Consider the following 23,007-nt stretch of genomic DNA (forward strand, 5'->3'; position numbering starts at 1 on the left):
GGTGAAGCTCGTTTTCTCGTCAGTTCGACGGCGGTGCACTCAGCTGGATCTGGGTACGGCTCCATGCTTTACTGGTTGGGCAGTTGTCTTCGATCGGAGGTCCTCCCAGCGGGTTTGCGCCTATTGCTCGGGTGCCGATCGCCCCGCATGGTGGATCAGGTGTGTCCTCGCCCAGGCTGCTCCCCCCGTCCAGATACCTGCGCAGATCTTTGTCGACATATCCGTCGCAGTTGCCTTTGCATTCTGTCTCGGTCGGGGGCTCCGTGGGAGTCTCGAAGGTTGGAGGAAGCACCACGGCTCGGGAGAAACCTCCGCTCTCAATACGGCCAACGACGAAGCCATCGCCCTTGCCGTCAGTGCCAGAGTTGTCGTCGTCGTCAAGGACATCGAACGATGTACCGTTCCTGGCGAGTGAACCCGTCAAAGCGTCCAGGACATATAGGTAGTTAACTGGCAGGTCAGAAATCTTGCAGATCTCTTCGTCTTCATCATCGGACTCAGCGATGGCGACAGTGCTCAAGAAGATAGAGGCCCCAAAGTTCTGCACCCGGTCAATGTTGCGTTCACCTTCGTCGAGATAGCCCAACTCGACGGTCCATCCATGGTCTGTCGTCCAGTCCACTTCATTGTTGGAAATCGTAAAGTAGTCTCCGAGGCCGGACGTCGTTCTTGATGATTGGTCAATGGTTTGCGAGACCAGGTTGGCTGCTTGACGGGTTGTGAACGACACATCGTCTGCACCCACGGGAGTCGGGTCCCAAATTCCATAGATAGCTTCCCTTTCAGCGGTGTCGCCGATATCGTCGTCATCCAACAGCATGCCCGTGGCAAACACCACGATGTTGCCTCCCTCTGGGTGCTCTTGCCAGGCTGGCGCGCCATAGATGGGGCGCTCGCCCACGGTTCTGAAAACTGGTTCTCCCCCGTATGAAACTCTCCAGTCGGCGGGCGCGCCCCGCAGGTCGAAGCGCCACAGATTTCCTTTGGCGTCGCCGGCGTAGGCACCCACAATGCGCTTTTCCTTGCGCATGAGAGTCACCGCCCCCAGGCCACGGCCTGCGTCTGCTGCCCCGGGCAAAGGTATGTTCCTGAGCAGTTCGCCGGTCGAAGCGTCCAGCACGATGAGGCCATGCTTTCTGTTGTTTGCAACGCCGTTGTAGTGACCACTGGGGAGGATGACCACCCAACTGCCGTTTTCAGTCTGACCACCGATCGCAGGGGTAGTGATGTAACCCATGGTCAGTTCCCCGTTGTTGATCTTGTCAGGACCGGTTTCCCAGGCGAAATCGCCCATTTCCGGTGTCCGGTCGGCCGTGTTGTCAGCTGTATCGCCCTTCAGTGGGGCTGTGACGGCGTACACCAGCTGCTCACCACGCCCGCCGGTTCCTACAGCCATGTGCTGCCAACCCAAGGTGGTGTCGTCGACGGGGTTTCGAATGTAGAGATCGTTCTCGCTGATGGGGCCGTCTAGGATGTACTGGAAGTCATAGTCCACCTTTGCGTAGTCCAGTAGACGTCTCATGCTGCGTCTGGGCATAAAGCCTGCCAGTTCGACTCCAGTAGAGGCACTCAACGCATGCAGAACCCCGCCGTTGGTGGCCACATACAACGATGCAGGGAAGCTGCGCCGCTTCTGCATGTAGACCTGGTAGTCGGAAGAACCCTCGACATTTCCCACCAGGTCGTAGATCAGGTCCTGATTGCCACCCATGTAAATGGACGGTGGATTGACCATGGCCGCGATGGGAGTAGCTCGCTGGCGGAACAATACATTGTCCACGTCATTCACAGGGTCTTTGCCACGCAGGTAATCGACAAAGCTGGTGTCGTTGGCAATGCGTCCGCTGTCGGGGCCTGTCTTGAGGGCTGCCTCTATGTCATCCGGCAAGCTGGTGAACGTGCCTGTGAACTCAAAAGGCGTGTTGTCGTTGCTGATGGAGTAGACGTTGCGCTCATCGTAAGTCGGCATCATTGTCGATGCGGTCCAGAGAACCTCAGATACAGAGCCATCCGCCGCCAATTCCTGTGCTTCGATGTCACCCGTGTTGTCGATGGTGCGGTAGCTGACGCTGTACTTGACACGGTCCTGGATGGTGCTGGTGGCCGCGCCTGTGGTGGAACCGCTCACGGCCACACCGGCATCGTTGCCAGAGGAATTCAGGATGTCGGACAGCACCGTATCGAAGATGTTTCGCACGTCGTCAGCGGAACGCGCGCTGAATCCCCGACCGCCGCCGGTGTAGCCAGCTTGAAGGAAGTCGTTCACCCGCAAGGTGTCGGCCACGGAAGAACTGGTCAGGTCGCCAGTGGGCCAAGAGGGTTTGGTCGCGGCGGTGTAACCATTTTGGGCGTATTCGCTCTGGTACTGGGTGATTTGATCGAAGGTCAGGGGGCTTGACGGCGCAATCTGGTAGCCGACCGTGTACGTGGTCATGTTCTGCCAGAAAGTAGGTTGGCCGGCGCGTGTGGTCACGCCATTTTCCAGCGATTCGCGCAGGTCGGTGTGCCAGAAGTACTCCGCGGTAAGGTCTGCTAGGCCGCCGGTGGCGGTGGCTGGATAGGGGGTGTACTGCTTGCGGCCCAGGGTGGTGTTGATGCCACGGCGCAGATACCTGAAATACTCGGTGGTTCCATCTGCCCTGAGGCGATCAAACCCTGGTTCATCCCCGTCCTCGTTGTCGTGATCGTCACCGGAGTTGGTCGACAACGTTCTGGTCCACGCGCCGTCCGAGAACAGCAGGTTGAACGAGCGGCGGCAGGACATTTCGGGGTTGCTCGTGGCGTTGGCCAAGTCCGCCGGATTGGTGGACCAAGGGTTTTCACGCACCCCCGTCGTATCTGCCCTGTAGTACTGGGCCACCTTGTCCACGGCGTTGTGCAAGGGTGTCCCTCCGCGCGGCACCTGACTGTATAGCCAGTTGTACAACTCTTGGTTGTCCGTTGAGCCGCTGTCCAACATGCGAACGCCACGAAGGGTGTCTGTGTTGGTGGTGTTGACGCCGGGCACCAAGTCCATCACGGAGCCGTTTTTGCGGTTGATCAGCATGTAGCCGACGCGGATTTCTCCCTCAAGATCCGGGTTGGCCAGGGCTTGACCAATGGCCGACGTGGCGGCCTCCTGCCGGTTGAAATAGTAGCGATACCAGTTCTTGACGTTCTCGGTTTCCTGCGCAACCGAGCAACGGTTGGTATTGCCGCTGACATTGCAGTCGGTGCGGGCGTGACCCGTGGGGAGATCGATATAGGTTCTGGTCACCGTTCCCGTGGTGGTGCAGACTCCGCCGACCACGCAGGTCGTGTCCGAGGTAGTTGCGTTACCAGCAAAGGTGATCGTGGTGGTGGTGAATTGCCTGCAACCGTCTTGCAGACCGCTCTCGGGGTTTGTCATCACATCGTTGCATCGGACTGATGTGAACCCAGGAGTGGCCGCCGTGGCGCTTGTGTACGTGATGTGCTTGGGAATACGGAAAGCCGCGTAGAGGCCATACGCCGGGGCTCCAGTTGGCTCGGTTCCTGTTCGGATTGAGTAATAGGCGTTGTCACCCGTGCTCAGCGAGGAGTGGTAGTACAGGGAGTCGGAACGGTACTCGTAGGCGGTATGGATGCTGCCTTGGTTCGAAACGAACTGGAAGGCATCGGGGGGCGTGATGTTGTTGCCGCTGGCATCGACCCGCAGCCGGTAGGTGATGTTGGGGTTGTAGTAAACCGGGTTCACCTGGGGGGACCGCTGGGCAGACCAGGAGCCGACCACTTGCCGGGGCGTTGGGTAGTTTGAGCCAGCCTGCCAGACCCATGATGTTCCGCCCCAGGTCAGGCAGATTCGAGAGGTCCCTGCGGTCTGCGCCTGTGGCGTGTTTGTTGGTCTGCCTCCCAAAGCGAGCCCGTACGCCGGATATCCGCTGCCTCCCGGGACACAGCGGCGAATCGTGGTGCTGGCGTCCGTGTCCGCAAGGACACCATACGTTTCATGGTAGCTGTAGCCCATGGAGCCTGAGTTGTCCAGGACCACCATCAAGTTGGGTTTTGCACCGGACACCGTGGTCAGCAAAGGCTTCTGCGACGGCTGAGCCAAGGCACTGGAAGCGGCCAACACGGCAACGCACGACAGCAGGCCGAACAACGCTCGATCTGGCAATCTGCGGGTCACGGGTGATGTGTTCATGGAGAGCCTCTCTGAAATCAATGACATGCTCGAATGCAGGAAAAAGGTACTTGTGTGGCTCACTTCCACCCTCCGTTGTCATCCAGCATGGGAATGGCTGGCGTGAGGATGGACTGCAGCCAGACTTCCGATCCGGCGGTCAGAACGCCGTTTTCATCAACCTGGGCGTCGTTCGAAAGACCGCGTGAAGTGACCAGGAAACGGTCGTTGACCATGGTCTGAATGATGCAGGTGGGGCTGTTTTTCAGCCTGGGGTTCTTGCCGTCTTCGTCCTGAACGTTCTCCCCATAGGTGGGTACGACGGTGATCAGGTTGTCAGCGCCATCGGCCCAACTGGCCTTTGTGTTCCAGAGCCCGCCCTTTATGGACACGTCGTCGTCGGCTGCAATTTCTGTTTCAGAGATCTTGGCCGCATCGTCCGGAACGACCACAGCCGGGTCATCCTCGGCCTCCGCCTTGGCTTTGGCAATCCGCTCGCATTGGCGCAGCGCATCTTCTGCAGCCAGCCGCGCCACCTGAGTGGTGCGCAAGTTGTTGGAGAACTGCTCGAAGGTGGCCGAGTTGCGGGCAGCCATGAGACCTGCGAACGAAATGATCACCAGCATGATCAACGCCATAGGCAGCACGATTCCTCGCTGGGGTGTGGGTTGTTGGGGCATCTGATGGCTTCTCATGGCATTGCCTTCTGGGTGATGGCGGCTCATTCCTCGTACAGGAAGGCCCATGGATTGGCGCCGAGGGACCATTCGGCTGGCAGCGCCGGACGGGCATTGCGAAGCTGTATGGTGGTCACGTAAGCCCTGCGCAGATACCGGTCGCTGGAGGTCAGTTCCTCGCCATTGCATCCGCGATAGAAGCCAACGTCGTCGAGGCTGTTGTCGCCCGTGGGAACCGGCGTGGCGCTGCGTGCGATCAGGCACACGCGTATGGCAGCCACCCGCGACCAGTTGGCCGCTGTGTCACCCAGTGCGTCGTGGCTGGCGTTGACGTAGCCAGCCACCTGGTGGGGAATGACCTCGTCAACCACGGGCAAAGCCGTGACCGCGAACTGCACCTGCATGTCCTCGATGTTGGGAATGAGTGCAGTGGCATCACCGAACCCTGCTCCCGTGCGCCCCTGGCAGAACAGGGCGGGAGTTCCATCGGCATCGGCGGCAACGTAATAGCGGTTGTCTGCCAGCCTCATGTTGTCGATGCCACCTTCCCCTGCCGCTGCCCATTCTGCAATTCCTTCATGGGCACAGTTGCCAGGGTCGCCGGCCGCATCCTGGCTGTTGAGAAGGGTGGCCTCGTAGCGGACCGAAATGGCATCGCTTGCGGTTCCGGCGCCGTTGCACGCCAACGCATTGAAGTTCGCATCAGTGGCGGCGAATCCCAGATCGCAGCCATACACCGCACGGCCAGAGAACCGCCGGGCGCCGGTGTTGTCAGCGTTGGAAAACCCCGCCAAGCGGATTTGCTGTTGCAGCAACTCCAGCGCCAGGGCAGCGTCTTCGTTCATCTGGGACTCCAGCGTGCTCGCTCGCGAAGAGTTCGACGTGTTGACATAGATGATGCCGACCGCGCCCATGAGGAACAGACCGATGGTCAGGGCGACCATCAGCTCGACCAGACTGAAACCGCGCTGCGAGCGGCGGGACAGACCAGAGGAAAGCGGTTTGACGGCCATATTCAGAGTCCCACCTTGAAGTACATGCAGCTGTATTCACTTATCTGCTCGTCGTCGAGGTTGGTCGGGCAGTTGCCCTTGGCCTCATCGAACAGTGAGAAACCGCCTTTGTCATCGTCCTCATCACCCTCGTCGGTCTTCGGTTCCTTCCAGAGCAACCACACGTCAAGGCTGCGGGCGTCAGCCTGCCGACTGACCACGACAGCGTCGCCCTGAGGCAAGCGGCTGCTAACGCTGCGGAGGAACTGATTGACGTCTGCGGAGGCGAGCGAGTTGGCAGCGGCCAAGGCGTTATCCGCACTTGATGGATCCGGGTCCAGAAGTGCAATGTTGGTTGCAGCCACGGCTGCGGCCACATCTTCTTCGTTTTCCGATTCGGCCAGAACCGCGAAATTGTCACTCAGGTCGATGTCGTAAGCACCAAGGTCGTATCCATAGACGTTGATGCGGGCGCGATCGGCGAAGTCGTTGACAAGAGCCAGTCCAGTAAGCCGCATCTGGGCGACCTTGTTGTAGTTGAATGTGGCGCCCGAGAGTCCGGCGATGCCCAGTAGTCCGATGGACACGAGCAGGATGGATACTAGGACTTCGATCATGCTGGCGCCAAGTTCGCGACGACTGGCAGCTGATCGAAAAATGAGACCTGAGTGGATAGAGTGCATAGCGTTTCTCTCGTTCAGGGCTATTCGACGGTCACGGAAGTGCGCCCTACAGTGTTCAGTTCCAGCTTGTTGACTTTTGTCGCCGACGTTGCGCCAGAGGGCGTCACGGTAAAGGTTGTCGCCCCTGCGGCCATCAGTCCGTTGGGCATGAACTGGAGGGCAGTGACGTCGTCGTCGTTGGTCAGGGAGGCGATTCCGCCCTGTGCTTCGCTCACGCTGATGATGCGTTCGCCATCGTCGTAAGCTAGATCGGTCGCGCCGTCATCAACAAACACGATCCAGCCGTCTTTCCAATCGCTGCTGTCAGCACAGGTCTCGCCATCGGAACTGGAGCACACCACCAGTCTTCGCGACGACTTGATGGCCTCTGTCCGTGCCAGTTGAAGGCTCGATGACAGCGCACGGGTGGCGCTGTCGCGACGCCACTGACGGAGTGTTTCACTGAAGGTAGGGAAGGCGAGGGTGGAGACAATCGCAACAAGCGCGATGGTCACGACCAACTCCACCAGCGTGAATCCGTGCTGTCGGGCATAAGGCATCAAGGGTGAGGGCAGGGTGTTCAATTTGCAGCTCCGTACTGCAATGTATCGCCCGCCTTCGAGGGACTTCTGTGCGCCCTGACGCGCGGTCGTGTTTGGCGTGCTCAGCGGCAAAAAGCATTCATTTCTCACGCGGCTGTGGCTTTGGGTCGCCACATTCCGCCACCAGACCTCCGTCGGTCTTGCTCCGTCAAGGCTCCGTCCGGCGCATTTGGCTTCATTCGACAGGTGGGTCGGTGCTGAGCCGGATTCTTCCAATTCGATTGACGATGATTCTCTGGCTGGCGCCCATATTGGGAACAATTTCCAGCGTGCCCATTCCAGATGCCATCATGCCCGTTGGCATGAAAACGAAGCGCTGAAGCAGTGCATTCCCCCGGATGCTCTGAATCCCATTGGCGCCCTGCGAAACAGCGATCAATTTGTCGGTGGGACTGAATTGGCCGTTGCCATCGATGTCCTGAAAAACGAGCCACCCCGATTTCCATTCTCTGTTGGAACTCGGAGAGCAGTTGAGGCCATCGACACTGCTGCACATCACCACGCGCCGGGACCAGCGAATGGCTTCTGATCTGGCTAGCGCAAGGTGGTCTGTGATGGCTCGGGTGGCATGGTCTCTTTGCCAGTCAGAGAGCAGCCGGCTCATGGAAGGAATAGCGAGCTGAATGAGAACGGCCAGCAGCGCGGTGGCCACGACCAGTTCCATCAAGGTATAACCACGGAATTGCAAGGGATGCTGGCGGGATGGCAATCGCATGATGAGTTCGAGTATGTAATGCGTTCGAACTCATTATTCCCATGCGTCGGCGCCAAATCATGCCTCCGATGAGGTAAATGACGACGACGTGTCCCTCTATTGAAGGAGGCGCCGTTTTCAACAGCTCAGTCGGTTGTTATCGGCGGACCTCATCCACGAGCGCTCGGAACTCGTCGATGTCCTCGAAGCTGCGGTAAACGCTGGCAAAGCGGATATAGGCCACCTTGTCGAGCTTCTTGAGCTCGCGCATCACCATTTCGCCTAGCTTGGTCGAAGCGACCTCGCGGGTGCCGAGGTTGAGCAGCTTTTCTTCAATGCGCTCGATGGCGGCGTCGACCTGTTCGGTGCTGACCGGCCGCTTGCGCAGGGCCAGGGTGAACGAGGCGCGGAGTTTGGCCGGCACGTAGTCCACGCGCCGGCCGTCCTTCTTTACCACCGCCGGAAAGCTGACTTCCGGCCGCTCGTAGGTGGTAAAGCGCTTTTCGCAGTGGCCGCACTGCCTGCGGCGGCGGATGAAATCCGCGTCTTCGGAAACCCGGGTCTCGACGACCTGGGTTTCCAGATGGCCGCAGAAGGGGCACTTCACTTGTAGACGGGGAAGCGCGAGGTCAGGGCGTTCACTTTGGCTCGCACCGCCTCGATATTCGCCGGGTCGCGCGGGTTGTCCAGCACGTCGGCGATCAGGTTGGCGGTCAGGCGGGCTTCTTCGTCCTTGAAGCCGCGCGTGGTCATGGCCGGGGTGCCGATGCGCACGCCGCTGGTGACCATCGGCTTCTCCGGATCGTTCGGAATCGCATTCTTGTTGATGGTCATGTGGGCGCTGCCCAGCACGGCCTCGGCTTCCTTGCCGGTGATGCCCTTGGCCCGCAGGTCCACGAGCATGACGTGGCTTTCGGTCCGGCCGCTCACGATGCGCAGGCCGCGCTGGGTCAGGGTTTCGGCCACGATCTGGGCGTTCTTCACCACCTGTTGCTGGTAGGCCTTGAACTCGGGCTGCAGCGCTTCCTTGAAGGCCACCGCCTTGGCGGCGATGACGTGCATCAGCGGACCACCCTGCAGGCCCGGGAAGATGGCGCTGTTGATGGCCTTCTCGTGCTCGGCTTTCATCAGGATGATGCCGCCACGCGGGCCACGCAGGCTCTTGTGGGTGGTGGAAGTCACCACATCGGCGAACGGCACCGGGTTCGGGTAGACACCCGCAGCGATCAGGCCGGCGTAGTGGGCCATGTCGACCATGAAGATGGCGCCGATTTCCTTGGCGATCCTGGCGAAGCGCTCGAAATCGATGCGCAGGCTGTAGGCGGAGGCTCCGGCCACGATCAGCTTGGGCTTGTGCTCGCGCGCCTTCGCTTCCATGGCGTCGTAGTCGATGGCTTCGTTCTTGTCCAGGCCGTAGCTGACCACGTTGAACCACTTGCCCGACATGTTCAGCGGCATGCCGTGCGTGAGGTGGCCGCCTTCGGCCAGGCTCATGCCCATGATGGTGTCGCCGGGCTTGAGAAATGCAAGGAACACGGCTTCGTTGGCCGAGGCGCCGCAGTGCGGCTGCACGTTGGCGGCATCGGCACCGAAGAGCTGCTTGACACGGTCGATGGCCAGCTGTTCGGCCACGTCGACGTACTCGCAGCCGCCGTAGTAGCGCTTGCCGGGGTAACCCTCGGCGTACTTGTTGGTCAGCTGGGTGCCCTGGGCGGCCATCACGGCCGGCGAGGCGTAGTTCTCGCTGGCAATCAGCTCGATGTGGTGTTCCTGGCGCGCGTTTTCGGCCTGGATGGCGGCGAACAGCTCGGGGTCGGTTTGCTCGATGAGGATGTTGCGGTCGTACATGGTTGGCAGTCTCGGGGTGGACTCTGGAGAAAGGGACCCCGCGCATTCCGGTGGAACGGCAGGGACTGCCCAGGCGAACGGCTGAACACCCTTGGATGGGGCGGTGCGCTTCCCAGTGGTTGTCCCGCTCGCGGGGAGCGGGGGGCCACGTCAGCGCGGACGGCAGGTGACTGCCGCGCGCCTATCGCCAGTTGCGCACCCCGGTAGTTTATCCGAGCGACAGACGGGAGCAGCCGCAGGGTCTTGGCGGTCTCTGCAGTCAGGAGCTGGTGAGCGCAGTGTCAGCTGCTGGCTCGACCGGCTGGCTGGCAGGAGTCGCTTCGGGTGGGGAATCGAGCAGCCCGGTCTGGGTCGGCTCGATCTGCTCTGGCGTTGCAGGTGCAGGCGCGGCGGTGAAGATAGGGAAGGACGTCGGCATCGGTTTGCCCAGCGCGACGCTCTGGATGCGAAGGTGCTCGGCCATCACCTTGTTGATGTAGCCGCTGCCGTCGGTGGTCACAGCTCCCACGTAGAGCCGCAGCCCGCCTTCGACGGAGCCGGCCTGCTTGATGCAGTCCTGGAGCACCTTGACGCCGACACGCAGATTGGACAGAGGGTCGAACGCGGCCATGGCGCCCCCGTAGTCGTCGTACTTGTCGGTGTGCACGCGGGTCAGCACCTGCATCAGGCCCTGGGCGCCCACAGGGCTCTGTGCATAGGGATTGAAGCGCGACTCAATGGCCATCACGGCCAGGATCAGGGTCGGATCAAGACGCACCTTGGCTCCGACCGCAAAGGCTTCTGCCACCAAGGCGCCCAGCGGTTCCGGCGCTACGCGGTATTTGCGGCTGAGCCACTGGGTCACGGCGGCCTGCTGTTTTGGCAGCAAGGGGGGAGGAGCAACCGCGAGGCGATCGTCGCTGCTATCGTCGGGCATGGCGGTGTCATCTGCCACCACGGCGGAGTCCTGGCGTTCTTGCAACCAGCTCAGCAACTGCTGCTCCACGTCCGTACGTAGGTCGCTCTTTACGGCGAGAGTGATGACCAGCGCTGCGAGGCCCGCACCCAGCAAGGCCATGCCGTTGCGGGTAAGGGCGACGAAGCCTCTGTACGCATCGGAGAGTGCGATGAGCACGGAAGACTGGACGGTTGAGGCGTTGCTCTTGTGCTGCGCCTCTGGAATAGAAAGCGTTGTCATGTTGTCGCTCCTTGCAAGGCTGCGCCGACCACGAGGTCTGATGCAGCGGTGAGGGGGGGCGCCATCAATGGCGACTTCGCGGGCACCGGCGGTGTGAGAGGTGGTGCCGACGTCGTGAGGGTTTACCCGGAACGGGAAACGGGGCGAATGGTATGTGCCTGTTAATGCGCAGTCAATGTTTTAAACGCCGTTTAAAACAATATTTGGTTATTAGGTGTGTGGTTGAGCCGCCCTTGTTTGCAGATTCCTAGCGGCCGGTCCAATGAATATGCAGGCTGCCGTCCGTCTGTCTTTTAGATACCGTTGGTCGGATATGGCATCTGTCTCGTGTGTTCGACGCAGGGAGGTCGCCGCCAGTCGGATGTCTTGAATCGTGGGGGTAACAGAGCGTCTCGGCGCTTGAATTCGAGACGCTTTCGGCGTAGTCTTCGGGCGTCGGTCGTGACGACCGGCATTCAGCCGATCAGGCAGTTCAGCTGTCAGTCGGCTCCCAACGGAAGCAATCTCTTGCTTCCAGGCGTCAGGGACATTCAACTCCCTTTCTGCCAACCCCCGACGGCAAGTGCAATTTGCCCGCCGTCAACCCCGGCAGGTTTTCCTGCCGGGGTTTCTCTTTTGGGCCGGCGCATCAGGTCGGCGGCGGGTCATCCCGGGCGACAATAGCGGATGCGGTCCATCGCCCATCGGCGTGGGCGTCTCTCATTGCTGTACTCACTACTATGTCGCTGTTTTCTCTGCGCAAGAGCGCGCCCCAGTCTCCCACGCCCGATCCCGCCGCGACGCCGGCCGGTGGTGGCGGGGCTGCCTCGACTCCGTTGGCCCATCCGCTGGATGCCTTGACGGGCGGTGCGTTCTCCGCCCCCACCAGCGGAGAGCGTGCGGCCCGCGTGCGCGCTTGGTTGCAGACAGAGCCAAGCTGGGAGGCCATGAACGAGGTGTTCAAGGAACTGTCCCAGCGGGACCGCGGTGCCTCCAAGCCTCTGAAAGAAAAGCTCGACGAACTCAAGCGCCAGAAGGCCCAGGAACACATTGGCGTGGAATGGGCCCAAAAAGCACAGACGCTGATCGCGCAGTCGCGGCTGAACCTTGCCGACGCGATGGCTTGGCAGCGCGATGCCGCAAGGGCGGGCGCACCACTGTCGCGCGAACCGCTTGCAGGACTTAAGGCCGCACTGGCCGAGCGCGTCAAGGCCATTGAAGACCTGCAGCACCGGGTGCAGGTGGAGCGCGAGTCCGCGGTATTGATGGCCCAGCGCATTGAAATCCTTTCGACCAAGTCATGGAAAGAGGCGCAGGCGGGCATCGATGGGTTGCGGACCGATGTCCAGCTGTGGCAAGCGCAGGCCAGTGGGCTGGCCGACGACCCCCAATGGCCCAGCGTGGACGTCCGGTTCCCGCCCATGCTGGAGGCGTCGCGGCAGCAACTGCAACTGGTCTGGGACGCCTTCGAAGCTGCACTGGCCCTGGCTGTGGCCGCTGATGCGGACCCGCTGGCGCCATTGCCGGCTGTGCCGGTGTGGGCCGACGAGTTGCGGCAGGCGCGTGGCGTTGAGTCACCTGCAGAAGCCGACAAGACCGACACGCAGGCCGCCGAGCGCCGCGCCCGTGCGCAGGCGGAGATGCAGAAGGCACTGGAAACGCTGGAGCGCGAGCTGGCGCAGGGGCATGGCAAGGCCACGCCCAAGGCGGCGGCCGATGTCCGCGCGCTGCTGCGCTCGTCTGGGCGGCTGGTCGGGGCTGAACTCGAAGGCAAGGCGAATGCGATCCTGGCGCAGGCTGGCGAGCTGGAGGACTGGCAGCGCTGGCGTGCCGATCAGCTGCGTGAAGAACTGGTTCGCAAAGCCGAGGCGCTGATGGCCGCACCGGAAGGGCAGCGTCTGGGTGGCCGCAAGATGCAGGAAACCTTGCGCAGCCTGCGGGACCAGTGGAAGACGACCGACCAGGGCGGCCAGGCCAACCATGCCCTCTGGAAGCGTTTCGATGAGGCGTGCACCCTGGCGCACAAGGAGGTCGAGGTCTGGCTGACCCAGGTGCGCCAGCAGGCGGAGGTCCATCGGGCCCAGCGGCTGTCCATCATCGAGGAGGTCAAGGCTTGGACCGCGGCCCACGCCGGGCAGAGCGACTGGAAAAACCAGATCCGTGACCTGCACGCGTTCTCCGAGCGCTGGCGCGAGGCTGGCCATCTCAGTGAAAAGGCATTCGCCGAGCTTCAACCCCTCTGGAAAGCCGCCATGCAGGCTGCCCACCTTGAACTGGAGGCCGCCCAGGCGGAGAGCGTGGCGCGTCGCCGTGCCATGATCGATGAGGCGGTGGCATTGGGTGAGGCGCCTCAGTTGCGCATCGATGCGGTGAAAGCCCTGCAACAGCGCTGGCAGGCGGAGGCGCATGCGGTGCCGCTGGAGCGAAAGCAGGAGCAGAAGCTCTGGGAAGCGTTCCGCCAGCCGATCGACGCCGCATTCCAGCGCAAGAGTTTCGAGCGGGAACGCGCAGTAGCCACGCTGAACGCACACGATCAGCGCGTGATGGAGGCTGCTCGTGCACTCGATGCCGCCAGCGCCAGTGGTGATGCCCAGCAGATCCGGGCAGCCCAGGCGGCGCTGGAACAGGCGGTGCGGGGTGAAGCCCCTGCTCGGGAAGAGGCGGTCAACGCTCCCGCCGTGGATGAAGGGAGACCACAAGCTGAGGCAGCCTCCGAGGCCGCCGATTCGCCCGATGCAGCGCCGAAGGCTGCACCCGCGCCGGTCCGCAAGCTGGTGGCCATGCGTGGCGATGACCGACCGGGCATGAAAAAGGCAGAACCCGGTGGGCGGGACGAGCGCCGTGGACCCGCAGGACGGGATGGCCGCGGGGCTCGGGATGCTGGAAGAGGCTCGCGCGATGGCTGGGGGGATGCCCGTCCGCCCCGCGAACCGAGGGGTGCACCGGCGCCCAGGCTGGGCGACGCGGCGTTCCGTGCACAGCGCCAGGCGCTCGAACACGCCGAAGCGGCGCTGCGCAAGCTGGCGGCGCAGGCGCATGGCGAGGTGCTCACTCAGTTGCTGACCGCCTGGGAGAAGCGCGATCCGTCGGCAGTGCCGGCCGCGCAGGCCCTGGGTGCTCGTACCGTGGCGTCAGCGCGCAGCGTCTGGGTGCAGTCGCTCGGGACGGCGCCTTCGGCAACCGTACCTGTCGAGGCGTTGTTGCGTCTGGAGATGGCGGCCGAAGTGCCCACGCCCGCCGAGCAGGTGGAGGCTCGCCGGCTCCTGCAGCTGCAGCTGCTGACCCGGCGCCACGAGGCTACCCCCTCCGACACCTGGCCACAGGATGTGGGGCGTGTGCTGGCCGCGCCGTTCGATGAGGGGGCCGCGCGGCGCCTGCAGCAGGCGCTGAAGGTGCTGCTGCGGCGCTGATCCTTTCGGACCGCCCGGGTGCTCAGGCGTCCGGGCGGAAGAAGCCGTCGTAAAGCGCGAGGAGTGCGGGAAACTCCTGGCCGAATCGGGGGCGGCTGACGAAGTAGGCCTCGCAGGTCACGGCAAAAAACTCCGCCGGGTTGGTGGCCGCGTAGTCGTCCAGCCAGGGGCGTTCCGCGCCGAAGCGCTCTGCCATGGACACGCTCTCCCGGAAGTGGTCGTAGGCCTGCGTCATGGTGTGCCGCCAGTGTTCCCGGGCCTGGGCATCACTGCTAGTGCCCCAAAGTCCTGCGACCAGGGCAGGTGCGCCGTCGGGGCTGCCACCCGCATGCATGCCCCGCATGTCGATCTTGTGCACGAACTCGTGAATCACCACGTTGCTGCCGGTGCCAGCGGCATCGGGCGCCTGGCTCACCTCTTGCCAGCTCAGCATGACCGGCCCCCGGTCCATGGCCTCGCCAGCCAACACCTCGTCATAGTGGTGAACCACCCCGCTGGCGTCGGCCACGCGGCGGCGGGCCAGCGCGGCCCCCGGCTGCACCACGATGCCGACGAAATCGTCGTACCAGGTCAGAGCATCCAGCGGATTCGATGCGGTGCGGCCTGATGGCGGACGAATGTGCAGCAGGGGCAGACAGGCCTGGGCGGCAATCGCCAGCGCCATGGGGTCGGTTACGACCAGCCCGTGGGCACCGTGAAATTCTTTTTCCATCAGGAAGTGGCCGCTGAGCTGGCGCAGGCGGGCGCGATCAGGCCCCGAGAGCTCCGCCAGAAAGGGGTGAGATTCAAGAATGGCCGACCAAGGCCCATCGGGCAGTTGGGGTTCCGGTCGCCAGCGGCGCGGAAGCCAGCGCTGCAGCGTCTGTATCACGGGCGCAGATGCGAAAAGCCGCTGTGGTCCAGCCGCAGGATGTCCATCCGGGCGGGGTTGGCAGCGGCGTCCCAGTCGCTGAGCACCACGCGTTGCAGACCATCTCCCAGGTCGTGCGTCGCTGGCCGGTGGGTGTGTCCGTGGATCAGCGTTCGGGCGCCGGCGGCCCGGAGCCAGCGGCGCGCTTCTTCTGCGTCCACGTCGGCCCACAGTGCCGGGTCATGCGCCAGGCTCTTCTTGCGGGCTTCGCTGCCTTCGCGCAGGTCGCGCGCCACGGCTTCCCGCTGTGCGAGCGGTTGGGCCAAGAAGCTGCCCTGCCATTCAGCAGAGCGGACCATGGCCCGGAAGGCGAGGTAGTCGGTGTCGTCCAGGCACAGCGCATCACCATGGCTGAGCAGCCAGCGCTCGCCCATGATTTCCAGCACCGTGGGATCGTCCAGACCTTGCATGCCGCAGGCGGTCAGGGCAGGGGGGCCGACCAGGAAGTCCCGGTTGCCGCACATGAAGAACACCGGCGTGTCGCGGCTGTACTGGTGCAACTGTCGTGCACACAGCGCACCGAAGGAGTCCGGATTTTCCAGCGCATCGTCTCCTACCCACACTTCAAACAGGTCACCGAGGATGAACAGCGCATCTGCCCGTGCAGAGGGAGGTCGTTCCAGATAGCGCCGCCAGGCGTCCAGCGTCTGTGGCTCGCCGGGGTGCAGATGGAGGTCTGAAATGAAATCGACCGCCTGCCAGTGCGCGGGCGCGCGCAGCTCAGCAGGGCGGTCGATGGGCAGGTTCGTCATCGGTCAGGGTTGCACCCCGAGCCTCAGAGTGCGACGGCCTTTTCGATCACCACGTCCTGCTTGGGAACGTCGTCGTGGAAGCCGCGACGACCTGTGGGGGTGGCTTCGATCTTCTTCACCACATCAGACCCCGAGACCACCTTGCCGAACACCGCATAGCCCCAGCCCTGGGCGCTCGGAGCGGTGTGGTTCAGGAAAGCGTTGTTGGCGACGTTGATGAAGAACTGGGCGCTGGCTGAATGCGGGTCGCTGGTGCGCGCCATGGCCACGGTGTAGATCTCGTTGCGCAGCCCATTGTTGGCTTCGTTCTGGATCGGTGCGTCGGTGGCTTTCTGGTTCATGCCGGGCTCGAAACCGCCGCCTTGCACCATGAAGCCGGGGATCACACGGTGGAACACGGTGTTGTTGTAGTGGCCTTTGTTGACGTAGGCCAGGAAGTTGGCGGTCGTCAGGGGGGCTTTCTCGGCGTCGAGTTCGAGCGTGATGACGCCGAGGCCCGCGATGTGCAGTTCGACCTGGGGGTTGGCCATATTCAGTTCTCCAGAGTGGCTTTGAGGATGGTGACGGGCGTCTTGGGAACGTCCGTCGGGAAGGGGCCGCCGGCACCGGTGGGCGTGGTCTTGATCTTGTTGACCACGTCCATGCCGGCAATCACCTTGCCGAACACGGTGTAGCCAAACAGCTGTCCGGCTGCCAGCAGGTTGGCGCGAGGCACATTTTCATAGACACGGCCGCCGTATTCGAAGCGCGGCACCGGATCCCCTGGCGGGATGGGGGTCGGGTCCAGAAAGGCATTGTCTTTCACGTTGATGAAGAACTGGGCGGTCGCGGAGTGCGGATCGTTGGTGCGCGCCATGGCGACCGTACCCACCACGTTGCGGGGACCTCCCCGTTCCAGTGCGGCCTGGCCCTCGTGTGCGACCGGTGCGCGGGTGGGCTTTTCCCGATACTTTGCGTCGTACCCGCCACCCTGAACCATGAAGTTGTCGATCACGCGGTGGAACACCGTGCCGTCGTAGTGTTTGTCGCGGACGTACTGAAGGAAGTTCTCGACCGTCTTGGGTGCCTTGTCGGGGTACAGCTCCAGCACGATGTCACCGGCCGAGGTGCTCAGGCGGACCTTGGGGTTCGATGCGCCAGCGGCCCCGGCATCGGAAATGGACAGGGTGCCGAAGGTGCATGCCGCCAGGGTGGCGAGTACAAGGGTGCGCACCGTGGCCCGGCGGTCCAAGGTTGTGTGATCGAACTCAGACGGCATCAGGGAGTCCCTTCATGAAAAATTTTCCATTGGTCGCGCTCCAGGGTCCAGTACTGGCGCCGGGTCACCCCGCGGCTTTGCCCTTGTGGTACTTCTCCGAAGGTGACCACCATCGTGTCCTGCTGGTCCTTCCAGCGGAGCACGGAAACATCCTTGATGTCGACTGCTTTGATCCCTTTTGCCAGCTCTGGACCGACCTCCGGGCGGCCGCCGCCAGACCCGCCTCCGGCGAGCAACTTGCTGGAGTAGAACGTGCTCAGGCGGTCGCTCTGGCCGGTGCTCTTGGCCTCTTTCCATGAGGCCAGCGTGCTCTCGAATGCACGCCGTTCTGCGTCTAGCTCTTGCGGTTGCACCCATTGGAGTTCGGGGGCGATCACCACTGGTGTGGTGCGGATCTGCACGGTGGACAGCAGGCGCTCAAGATCTGGGTTGGATAGCACCACGCAGCCGTCCGACGCCTGTGGTGCACGGACAAACTGCTCCCGTGGCGTGCCATGCAGCCAGATACCGCTGCCGGTCTTGCCGCGCTGCAGGTCCAGCGGGTTCGGGTAGTTGATGGGCAGCGCACCGACACCATAGAGGTCGGGCAGGCTGTCGGGATGCAGGTTGCTGGTGATGTAGTACACGCCCAGAGGCGTGCGCTTGTCGCCTTCCACTTCCTTTTCGATGCCCGACAAGCCGACCGAGATGTAGTAGTCGCCCAGCAGCTTGAGCTTGGGAGGCGCCGCCAGCAAACCGTCCGGGCTGCCGGATGGTGTCTGGTTCTCGAACAGATACAGGCGTGACCGGGATGCATCGACAGCGATCGCATGCCTGCTCTGGGAGGCAAGGCTCAGGAACTGTGACGGAACAGCGCCTTCAGGAGGTCTTTCGGTCAGTGCGCGCAGGCGTCGGCGCGACTCGTCCCGAAGAACGGCGAGCTGCTGCCCCGCAGCAATGGCGGTGGTGTCGGGCACGTCACCCAGTTGGCGGACGGGCCTCACCTGCAGGCTCAGCAGGTCTCCGTGCACAAGATGTGCAAGGTGGAAGTTGGGGTGGTCGCGGACCAGGCGCTCAGCTTGTGACAGCGCCTCACGGTGCTGGCCCTGGCTGATGAGACGGTAGATGTCGATCAGTCTGGCCTCGGCCCGACCCAACAAGGGGGCGACGCGGGCCATCGCATCGTCCGATAAAGGCTGTGTTTGCAGACCGGTGGGTCTGGCCACTGACTTGATCGCATCGGACGCGTCGTGCATCCGGGCCATGGCGGCCTCAATGATTGACGGGCCAGATCCTGCGGTGTCCGCTGTGGTCGATCCGGTAGGGAGGCGAGAGAGCAGGGCACCCGCAGACCTCTGGTGCAAGAACGCCAGGAGAGAGCCTGACAGTGCGGCAAATGCCAGTGCCCCGATCAGCCATCGGGGCAGGCCGGAGACGGTGCGCAGGGAGGCGGCTGGTACGCTGGCGTGACCCCGTTGGAAAAACCGCCGACCGGCCATCAGGATCCCGTGGATTCGCGCACGATCAGCCAGCGATTTCCGCTCTTGACCAGATCCAGTGTCTTGCGGCTTGTCACACTCAGTGAGTCGGATGAGTAAGCTTGGCGGAACTTGGCCGAGGCCCGGTCACCGTTGACCGAAACGCTGAGTTCGCTGATGTCCACGTCGATGCGGTTGCGCGGCATGATGCGGGCCTTGCGGTCGGCCTCCCACTCGCTGCGGCTTTGGCCGCCAGGAGGGGTGAAGTTGCCGGCGTAGGCGCCCAGGTAGCCCGACATGTTCTTGCTGGACCAGGCCTTGGCCCAGGCCGCCACGGCTGATTCCACGTCGCTTTCTGCGTTGCCGGTGGCGGCAGGGGCCTGGGTGGCCGGTGCCGCGACGGGAGCAGACGCTGCGGGCTTGGCTGTGGCAACCGAAGGCGTTGGTGCTGCAGGAGCTGTTGCTGCTGGCTTGGCGCCCTTGGCATCGGTGGCGAACAGGTTGCGGATCAGGCTCAGCTTGGGGGCGACCCCGGCATTGCCCGCATCCAGCTGCAAGGCCTTGCTGTAGGCCTGGCTGGCGAGCTTGGCGTAGACGTCACCCAGGTTTTCGTGCGCTGTGGCGTAACTGGGGTTGGTGCGGATCGCCATTTCGAGCGCTGCGCGCGCCTTGTCAAACTGGCTCTGGCCTGCGTACAGGACGGCGAGGTTGTTGTAAGGCTCCGGCAGTTCGGGGAACTCTTCGGTCAGCTTCTGGAAGGTGGCGACCGCATCGGCCTGTTTGCCACTTTCGGTCTGGATGACGCCTTTGAGAAAGCGCATCTGAGGGTCCCTGGGCTTGCCAGCGAGGTACTGGTCGGCCTTGTTCATGGCCTCCGAGAACTGCCCGGCGCGCAACAGGCGATTGACCTCTGCGTAGTCGTCGGCCTGGGCTTGCACCAGAGGCGCCGCGAGTGCCGCTGAAACTGCGACGCACAGAGCCATCAGGCGCAGCGGAGCGAGGGGGCGCCGGGTACCGAAACTGCGGGACTTGACGGGCTGGGCAGAGGGAAATTGCATGGGGTTGATCATGTGACCTCAGATGGCGACAACAGCAAACCGAAGGCCGGCCTGCGCCGGTCGGCGAATACTATAGCGCTCCTGTGTGCGGGCATCGAAAATGCCTGTGGCGCAGTGGGCTGGATATACTGGCGCATTGTATCTGAGGGTCCTCCGCCAGGCCCTGCAGTCCGGTGGTCGCGCGACACCGGTGTGATGTCCGCTGTTCTCGCGCTTCTTTGTTCCTGAATCCTGTCGACGCCCGGGTCGAGGTGTTTCCTGCCTGCAGGTGCGCTCCGGTCGGGTCATTCGGCTGGCCTTCCATGTCCTTGCGAATCTTCAACACCCTCTCGCGCGGCGTCGAGCCGTTCCTGCCGCTCGATCCCGGGCATGTGCGCATGTATGTCTGTGGCATGACCGTCTACGACCTCTGTCACCTCGGTCATGCCCGGTCGATGCTGGCGTTCGATGTGGTGCAGCGCTGGCTCAAGGCCAGCGGGTATCGTGTCACCTATGTGCGCAATGTGACGGACATCGAAGACAAGATCATCGCCCGCGCGGTCAAGAACGGTGAGACCATCAAGCAGCTGACCGACCGCATGATCGAGGCGCTGCACCAGGACGCGGACGCGCTGGGCATCGAGCGTCCGACTCACGAGCCGCGCGCCACCGACTACGTGCCGCAGATGCTGGACATCGTGCGCCAGCTGGAAGACAAAGGGCTGGCCTATCGCAGTCCCAATGGCGATGTGAACTATGCGGTGCGCAAGTTTGCTGGGTACGGCAAGCTCTCCGGCAAGTCGCTGGACGACCTGCGCGCCGGCGAGCGTGTGGCGGTGGACGATGGCAAGCAAGACCCGCTGGATTTCGTGCTCTGGAAGTCAGCCAAAGCCGATGAGCCTGCCGAAGCCAAGTGGGATAGTCCGTATGGCATGGGCCGCCCCGGCTGGCACATCGAATGCTCTGCGATGAGTTGCGAGACGCTGGGCGAGAGCTTCGATATTCACGGCGGTGGTGCCGACCTGCAGTTTCCGCACCACGAAAACGAGATCGCCCAGAGCGAGGGTGCTACCGGCCAGCCGTTGGCGCGTTTCTGGATGCACAACGGCTTCGTGCGGGTGGATAACGAGAAGATGTCCAAGAGCCTGGGCAACTTCTTCACCATCCGTGAGGTGCTGGAGAAGTACGACGCCGAAACGGTGCGCTTTTTCGTGCTGCGGGCTCACTATCGCAGTGCCCTGAACTACAGCGACGCTCATCTGGACGACGCGCGTTCGGCCCTCAAGCGCCTCTACACCGCGCTGGCCGCGGTCAAGGCCGAGATGCCTGCGAGCATTGACTGGAAGCAGCCGTTTGCCGCCCGGTTCAAGGCCGCCATGGACGAGGACTTCGGCACGCCCGAGGCCGTTGCCGTGTTGTTCGATCTGGCCACTGAAGTGAACCGCACCCGCGATGCCGCGCTGGCTGGTGTGTTGCGGGCGCTCGGGGGCGTGCTGGGTCTGCTGCAGCAGGATCCGCAAAGCTATCTGCAAGCGGGGGGCACCGGTGATGGCCTGGACGAAGCCGCCATTGCCGACCAGATTGCGGCCCGGGCCGCCGCCAAAGCCTCCAAGAACTTTGCCGAGGCCGACCGCATTCGGCAGGAACTGCTGGCCCAGGGTATCGTGCTCAAGGATGGCCCGGCTGGCACCACCTGGGAGCGCACCTGATGGTGACCTCGCAGTTGCCCGATGTTGGGCCAGATGCGCCGCTGTACTGGCAGGAAGCATGTCGGCATCTGATGAAGCGTGATCGCGTGATGAAGAAGCTCATTCCTCAGCACGCGGGCGCCAGCCTGCAGTCGCGAGGCGATGCCTTCGTCACGCTGGCCCGCAGCATCGTGGGGCAGCAGATCTCGGTCAAGGCAGCGCAGTCGGTGTGGGACCGCTTCGAAAAGCTGCCGCGCAAGATGACACCGGCCTATGTGCTCAAGCTCAAGGTAGACGACATGCGGGCGGCCGGTCTTTCGGCGCGCAAGGTCGAGTACCTGGTTGATCTGGCGCTGCACTTTGCCAACGATCAGGTGCATGTGGCCAAGTGGGCCGAGATGGACGACGATGCCATCATCGCCGAGCTGGTGGCCATCCGCGGCATTGGCCGCTGGACCGCCGAGATGTTCCTGATTTTTCACCTGATGCGCCCGAACGTGCTGCCGCTGGACGACATCGGCCTGCAGAACGGCATCAGCCGGGCCTACTTTTCGGGGGAGCCGGTCAGCCGCAGCGAGATCCGTGAGGTGGCTGCTTCCTGGGCGCCTTACTGCAGCGTCGCCACTTGGTATATTTGGCGCTCGCTGGACCCGCTGCCGGTCAGCTACTGAGCCCTTCGGGGCTTTCCTGTTTCCGGACGTCGTTCGCACAAAGACCAAAGGAGTCATACCTTGGCCAAAAGAAATTTCCTCGACTTCGAGCAACCCATTGCCGAACTCGAAAGCAAGATCGAAGAACTCCGCTATGTGCAGACCGAATCCGCGGTCGACATTTCTGCCGAGATCGAACAGCTGTCGGGCAAGAGCCTGCAGCTCACCAAGGACATCTACAGCACTCTGACGCCTTGGCAGATCACGAAGATCGCGCGCCATCAGGACCGGCCGTACACGCTGGACTACGTGAACGAGATCTTCACGCACTTCCAGGAACTGCACGGCGACCGTCATTTCTCGGACGATCTGTCCATCGTGGGTGGTCTGGCCCGTTTCAACGGTCAGCCCTGCATGGTGATCGGCCACCAGAAGGGGCGGGATACCAAGGAGCGTGGCCTGCGCAACTTCGGCATGACCAAGCCGGAGGGCTACCGCAAGGCGCTGCGCCTGATGAAGCTGGCTGAGAAATTCAAGCTGCCGGTCTTCACCTTCGTCGACACGCCCGGTGCCTATCCCGGCATCGACGCCGAGGAGCGCGGCCAGTCCGAGGCCATTGGTCGCAACATTTTCGAGATGGCGCAGCTGGAGGTCCCGATCATCTCCACCATCATCGGTGAAGGTGGTTCGGGCGGTGCACTGGCCATCTCTGTGGCCGACCAGGTGCTGATGCTGCAGTACTCGGTGTACTCGGTGATCAGTCCCGAGGGCTGTGCGTCGATTCTCTGGAAGACCAGCGACCGCGCCAGCGACGCGGCCGAGGCGCTGGGCATCACGGCGCATCGCCTCAAGGCGCTGGGTCTGGTCGACAAGATCGTCAACGAGCCGGTTGGCGGTGCGCACCGCGACCCTGGTCAGATGGCCGCGTTCCTCAAGCGAGCCCTCAACGACGCTTGGCGTCAGGTGGCCGATCTCAAGGTCAAGGAGCTGCTGGAGCGCCGCCACGCGCGCCTGGACAGCTACGGCCGCTTCACCGACACCAAGGCCGACAGCGCCAAGCGCTGAGGCGCTTT

At 62.9% G+C, this 23,007-nt stretch carries 19 protein-coding genes and 1 riboswitch; of the genes, 4 read left to right on the forward strand and 15 right to left on the reverse strand.

Annotated elements, in window-relative coordinates; genetic code table 11:
* Nucleotides 1-19: 19 nt before the first annotated feature.
* The 9 genes from ACFOPI_RS18540 to ACFOPI_RS18580 form a co-directional block, all read right to left on the reverse strand.
* The gene (locus tag ACFOPI_RS18540) at nucleotides 20-4,162 is read right to left on the reverse strand and encodes a pilus assembly protein (protein ID WP_382177091.1); all 4,143 of its coding nucleotides are present in this window, start codon (nucleotides 4,160-4,162) and stop codon (nucleotides 20-22) included.
* A 59-nt stretch (nucleotides 4,163-4,221) separates the two neighbouring features.
* Nucleotides 4,222-4,821, reverse strand: a complete 600-nt coding sequence (locus ACFOPI_RS18545) for a pilus assembly PilX family protein (protein ID WP_382177094.1) — start codon at nucleotides 4,819-4,821, stop codon at nucleotides 4,222-4,224.
* Nucleotides 4,822-4,862: 41 nt separating this feature from the next.
* On the reverse strand, nucleotides 4,863-5,831 hold the full coding sequence (locus tag ACFOPI_RS18550) for a PilW family protein (RefSeq protein WP_382177096.1): 969 nt from the start codon (nucleotides 5,829-5,831) through the stop codon (nucleotides 4,863-4,865).
* Nucleotides 5,832-5,833: 2 nt separating this feature from the next.
* Nucleotides 5,834-6,427, reverse strand: coding sequence for a type IV pilus modification PilV family protein (locus ACFOPI_RS18555; protein WP_382177099.1), 594 nt, complete (start codon nucleotides 6,425-6,427; stop codon nucleotides 5,834-5,836).
* An 86-nt stretch (nucleotides 6,428-6,513) separates the two neighbouring features.
* Nucleotides 6,514-7,056, reverse strand: a complete 543-nt coding sequence (locus tag ACFOPI_RS18560) for a GspH/FimT family pseudopilin (RefSeq protein WP_382177102.1) — start codon at nucleotides 7,054-7,056, stop codon at nucleotides 6,514-6,516.
* Nucleotides 7,057-7,249: 193 nt separating this feature from the next.
* Nucleotides 7,250-7,789 carry a GspH/FimT family pseudopilin gene (locus ACFOPI_RS18565; protein ID WP_382177105.1) on the reverse strand — a complete coding sequence of 180 codons (540 nt, stop codon included), beginning with the start codon at nucleotides 7,787-7,789 and terminating at the stop codon, nucleotides 7,250-7,252.
* A gap of 136 nt (nucleotides 7,790-7,925) precedes the next feature.
* Nucleotides 7,926-8,375, reverse strand: coding sequence for a transcriptional regulator NrdR (gene nrdR, locus ACFOPI_RS18570; protein ID WP_382177108.1), 450 nt, complete (start codon nucleotides 8,373-8,375; stop codon nucleotides 7,926-7,928).
* On the reverse strand, nucleotides 8,372-9,616 hold the full coding sequence (gene glyA / locus ACFOPI_RS18575) for a serine hydroxymethyltransferase (RefSeq protein ID WP_382177111.1): 1,245 nt from the start codon (nucleotides 9,614-9,616) through the stop codon (nucleotides 8,372-8,374). Before glyA ends, nrdR begins: the two co-directional genes overlap by 4 nt.
* Nucleotides 9,617-9,676: 60 nt before the next feature.
* A riboswitch (ZMP/ZTP riboswitch) is annotated at nucleotides 9,677-9,821 on the reverse strand.
* Nucleotides 9,822-9,875: 54 nt separating this feature from the next.
* Nucleotides 9,876-10,793 (reverse strand): lytic transglycosylase domain-containing protein, encoded by a 918-nt coding sequence (locus ACFOPI_RS18580; RefSeq protein ID WP_382177113.1) that lies wholly within the window; start codon nucleotides 10,791-10,793, stop codon nucleotides 9,876-9,878.
* 719 nt (nucleotides 10,794-11,512) lie between these two features.
* Between ACFOPI_RS18580 and ACFOPI_RS18585 the strand changes: the two genes are divergently transcribed.
* Nucleotides 11,513-14,182 carry a DUF349 domain-containing protein gene (locus ACFOPI_RS18585; protein ID WP_382177116.1) on the forward strand — a complete coding sequence of 890 codons (2,670 nt, stop codon included), beginning with the start codon at nucleotides 11,513-11,515 and terminating at the stop codon, nucleotides 14,180-14,182.
* Nucleotides 14,183-14,204: 22 nt separating this feature from the next.
* On the opposite strand, the gene ACFOPI_RS18590 is transcribed toward ACFOPI_RS18585, so the two are convergent.
* From ACFOPI_RS18590 to ACFOPI_RS18615, 6 genes are all read right to left on the reverse strand, one after another.
* Entirely contained in the window at nucleotides 14,205-15,053 is an 849-nt protein-coding gene (locus tag ACFOPI_RS18590; protein WP_382177119.1) for a M90 family metallopeptidase, read from the reverse strand.
* Entirely contained in the window at nucleotides 15,050-15,844 is a 795-nt protein-coding gene (locus ACFOPI_RS18595) for a UDP-2,3-diacylglucosamine diphosphatase (protein WP_382177121.1), read from the reverse strand. Before ACFOPI_RS18595 ends, ACFOPI_RS18590 begins: the two co-directional genes overlap by 4 nt.
* 23 nt (nucleotides 15,845-15,867) lie before the next feature.
* A complete protein-coding gene (locus ACFOPI_RS18600) occupies nucleotides 15,868-16,374 on the reverse strand; it encodes a peptidylprolyl isomerase (protein ID WP_066261378.1) in 507 nt (168 codons plus the stop codon).
* Nucleotides 16,375-16,376: 2 nt separating this feature from the next.
* Nucleotides 16,377-17,009, reverse strand: a complete 633-nt coding sequence (locus ACFOPI_RS18605; RefSeq protein WP_382177225.1) for a peptidylprolyl isomerase — start codon at nucleotides 17,007-17,009, stop codon at nucleotides 16,377-16,379.
* Between the two features lie 92 nt (nucleotides 17,010-17,101).
* On the reverse strand, nucleotides 17,102-18,346 hold the full coding sequence (locus ACFOPI_RS18610) for a L,D-transpeptidase family protein (protein ID WP_382177124.1): 1,245 nt from the start codon (nucleotides 18,344-18,346) through the stop codon (nucleotides 17,102-17,104).
* A gap of 233 nt (nucleotides 18,347-18,579) precedes the next feature.
* Nucleotides 18,580-19,542, reverse strand: a complete 963-nt coding sequence (locus ACFOPI_RS18615; RefSeq protein ID WP_382177227.1) for a nuclear transport factor 2 family protein — start codon at nucleotides 19,540-19,542, stop codon at nucleotides 18,580-18,582.
* Nucleotides 19,543-19,919: 377 nt separating this feature from the next.
* On the opposite strand from ACFOPI_RS18615, the gene cysS reads away from it, so the two are divergent.
* From cysS to ACFOPI_RS18630, 3 genes are read left to right on the forward strand one after another with little or no spacing between them, the layout of a single operon-like run.
* Nucleotides 19,920-21,305: a cysteine--tRNA ligase gene (cysS, locus tag ACFOPI_RS18620; protein WP_382177127.1), complete on the forward strand. Its 1,386-nt coding sequence runs from the start codon at nucleotides 19,920-19,922 to the stop codon at nucleotides 21,303-21,305.
* Complete coding sequence (locus ACFOPI_RS18625; RefSeq protein WP_382177129.1) at nucleotides 21,305-21,955, forward strand: DNA-3-methyladenine glycosylase family protein; 651 nt, start codon at nucleotides 21,305-21,307, stop codon at nucleotides 21,953-21,955. The genes cysS and ACFOPI_RS18625 overlap by 1 nt, the downstream gene beginning before the upstream one ends.
* A gap of 60 nt (nucleotides 21,956-22,015) precedes the next feature.
* Entirely contained in the window at nucleotides 22,016-22,999 is a 984-nt protein-coding gene (locus tag ACFOPI_RS18630; RefSeq protein WP_066158442.1) for an acetyl-CoA carboxylase carboxyltransferase subunit alpha, read from the forward strand.
* Nucleotides 23,000-23,007 lie beyond the last annotated feature (8 nt).

The sequence above is a fragment of the Hydrogenophaga luteola genome (genome assembly GCF_042648585.1).
In the GTDB taxonomy this organism is placed as follows: Bacteria; Pseudomonadota; Gammaproteobacteria; order Burkholderiales; family Burkholderiaceae_C; genus Hydrogenophaga; species Hydrogenophaga luteola.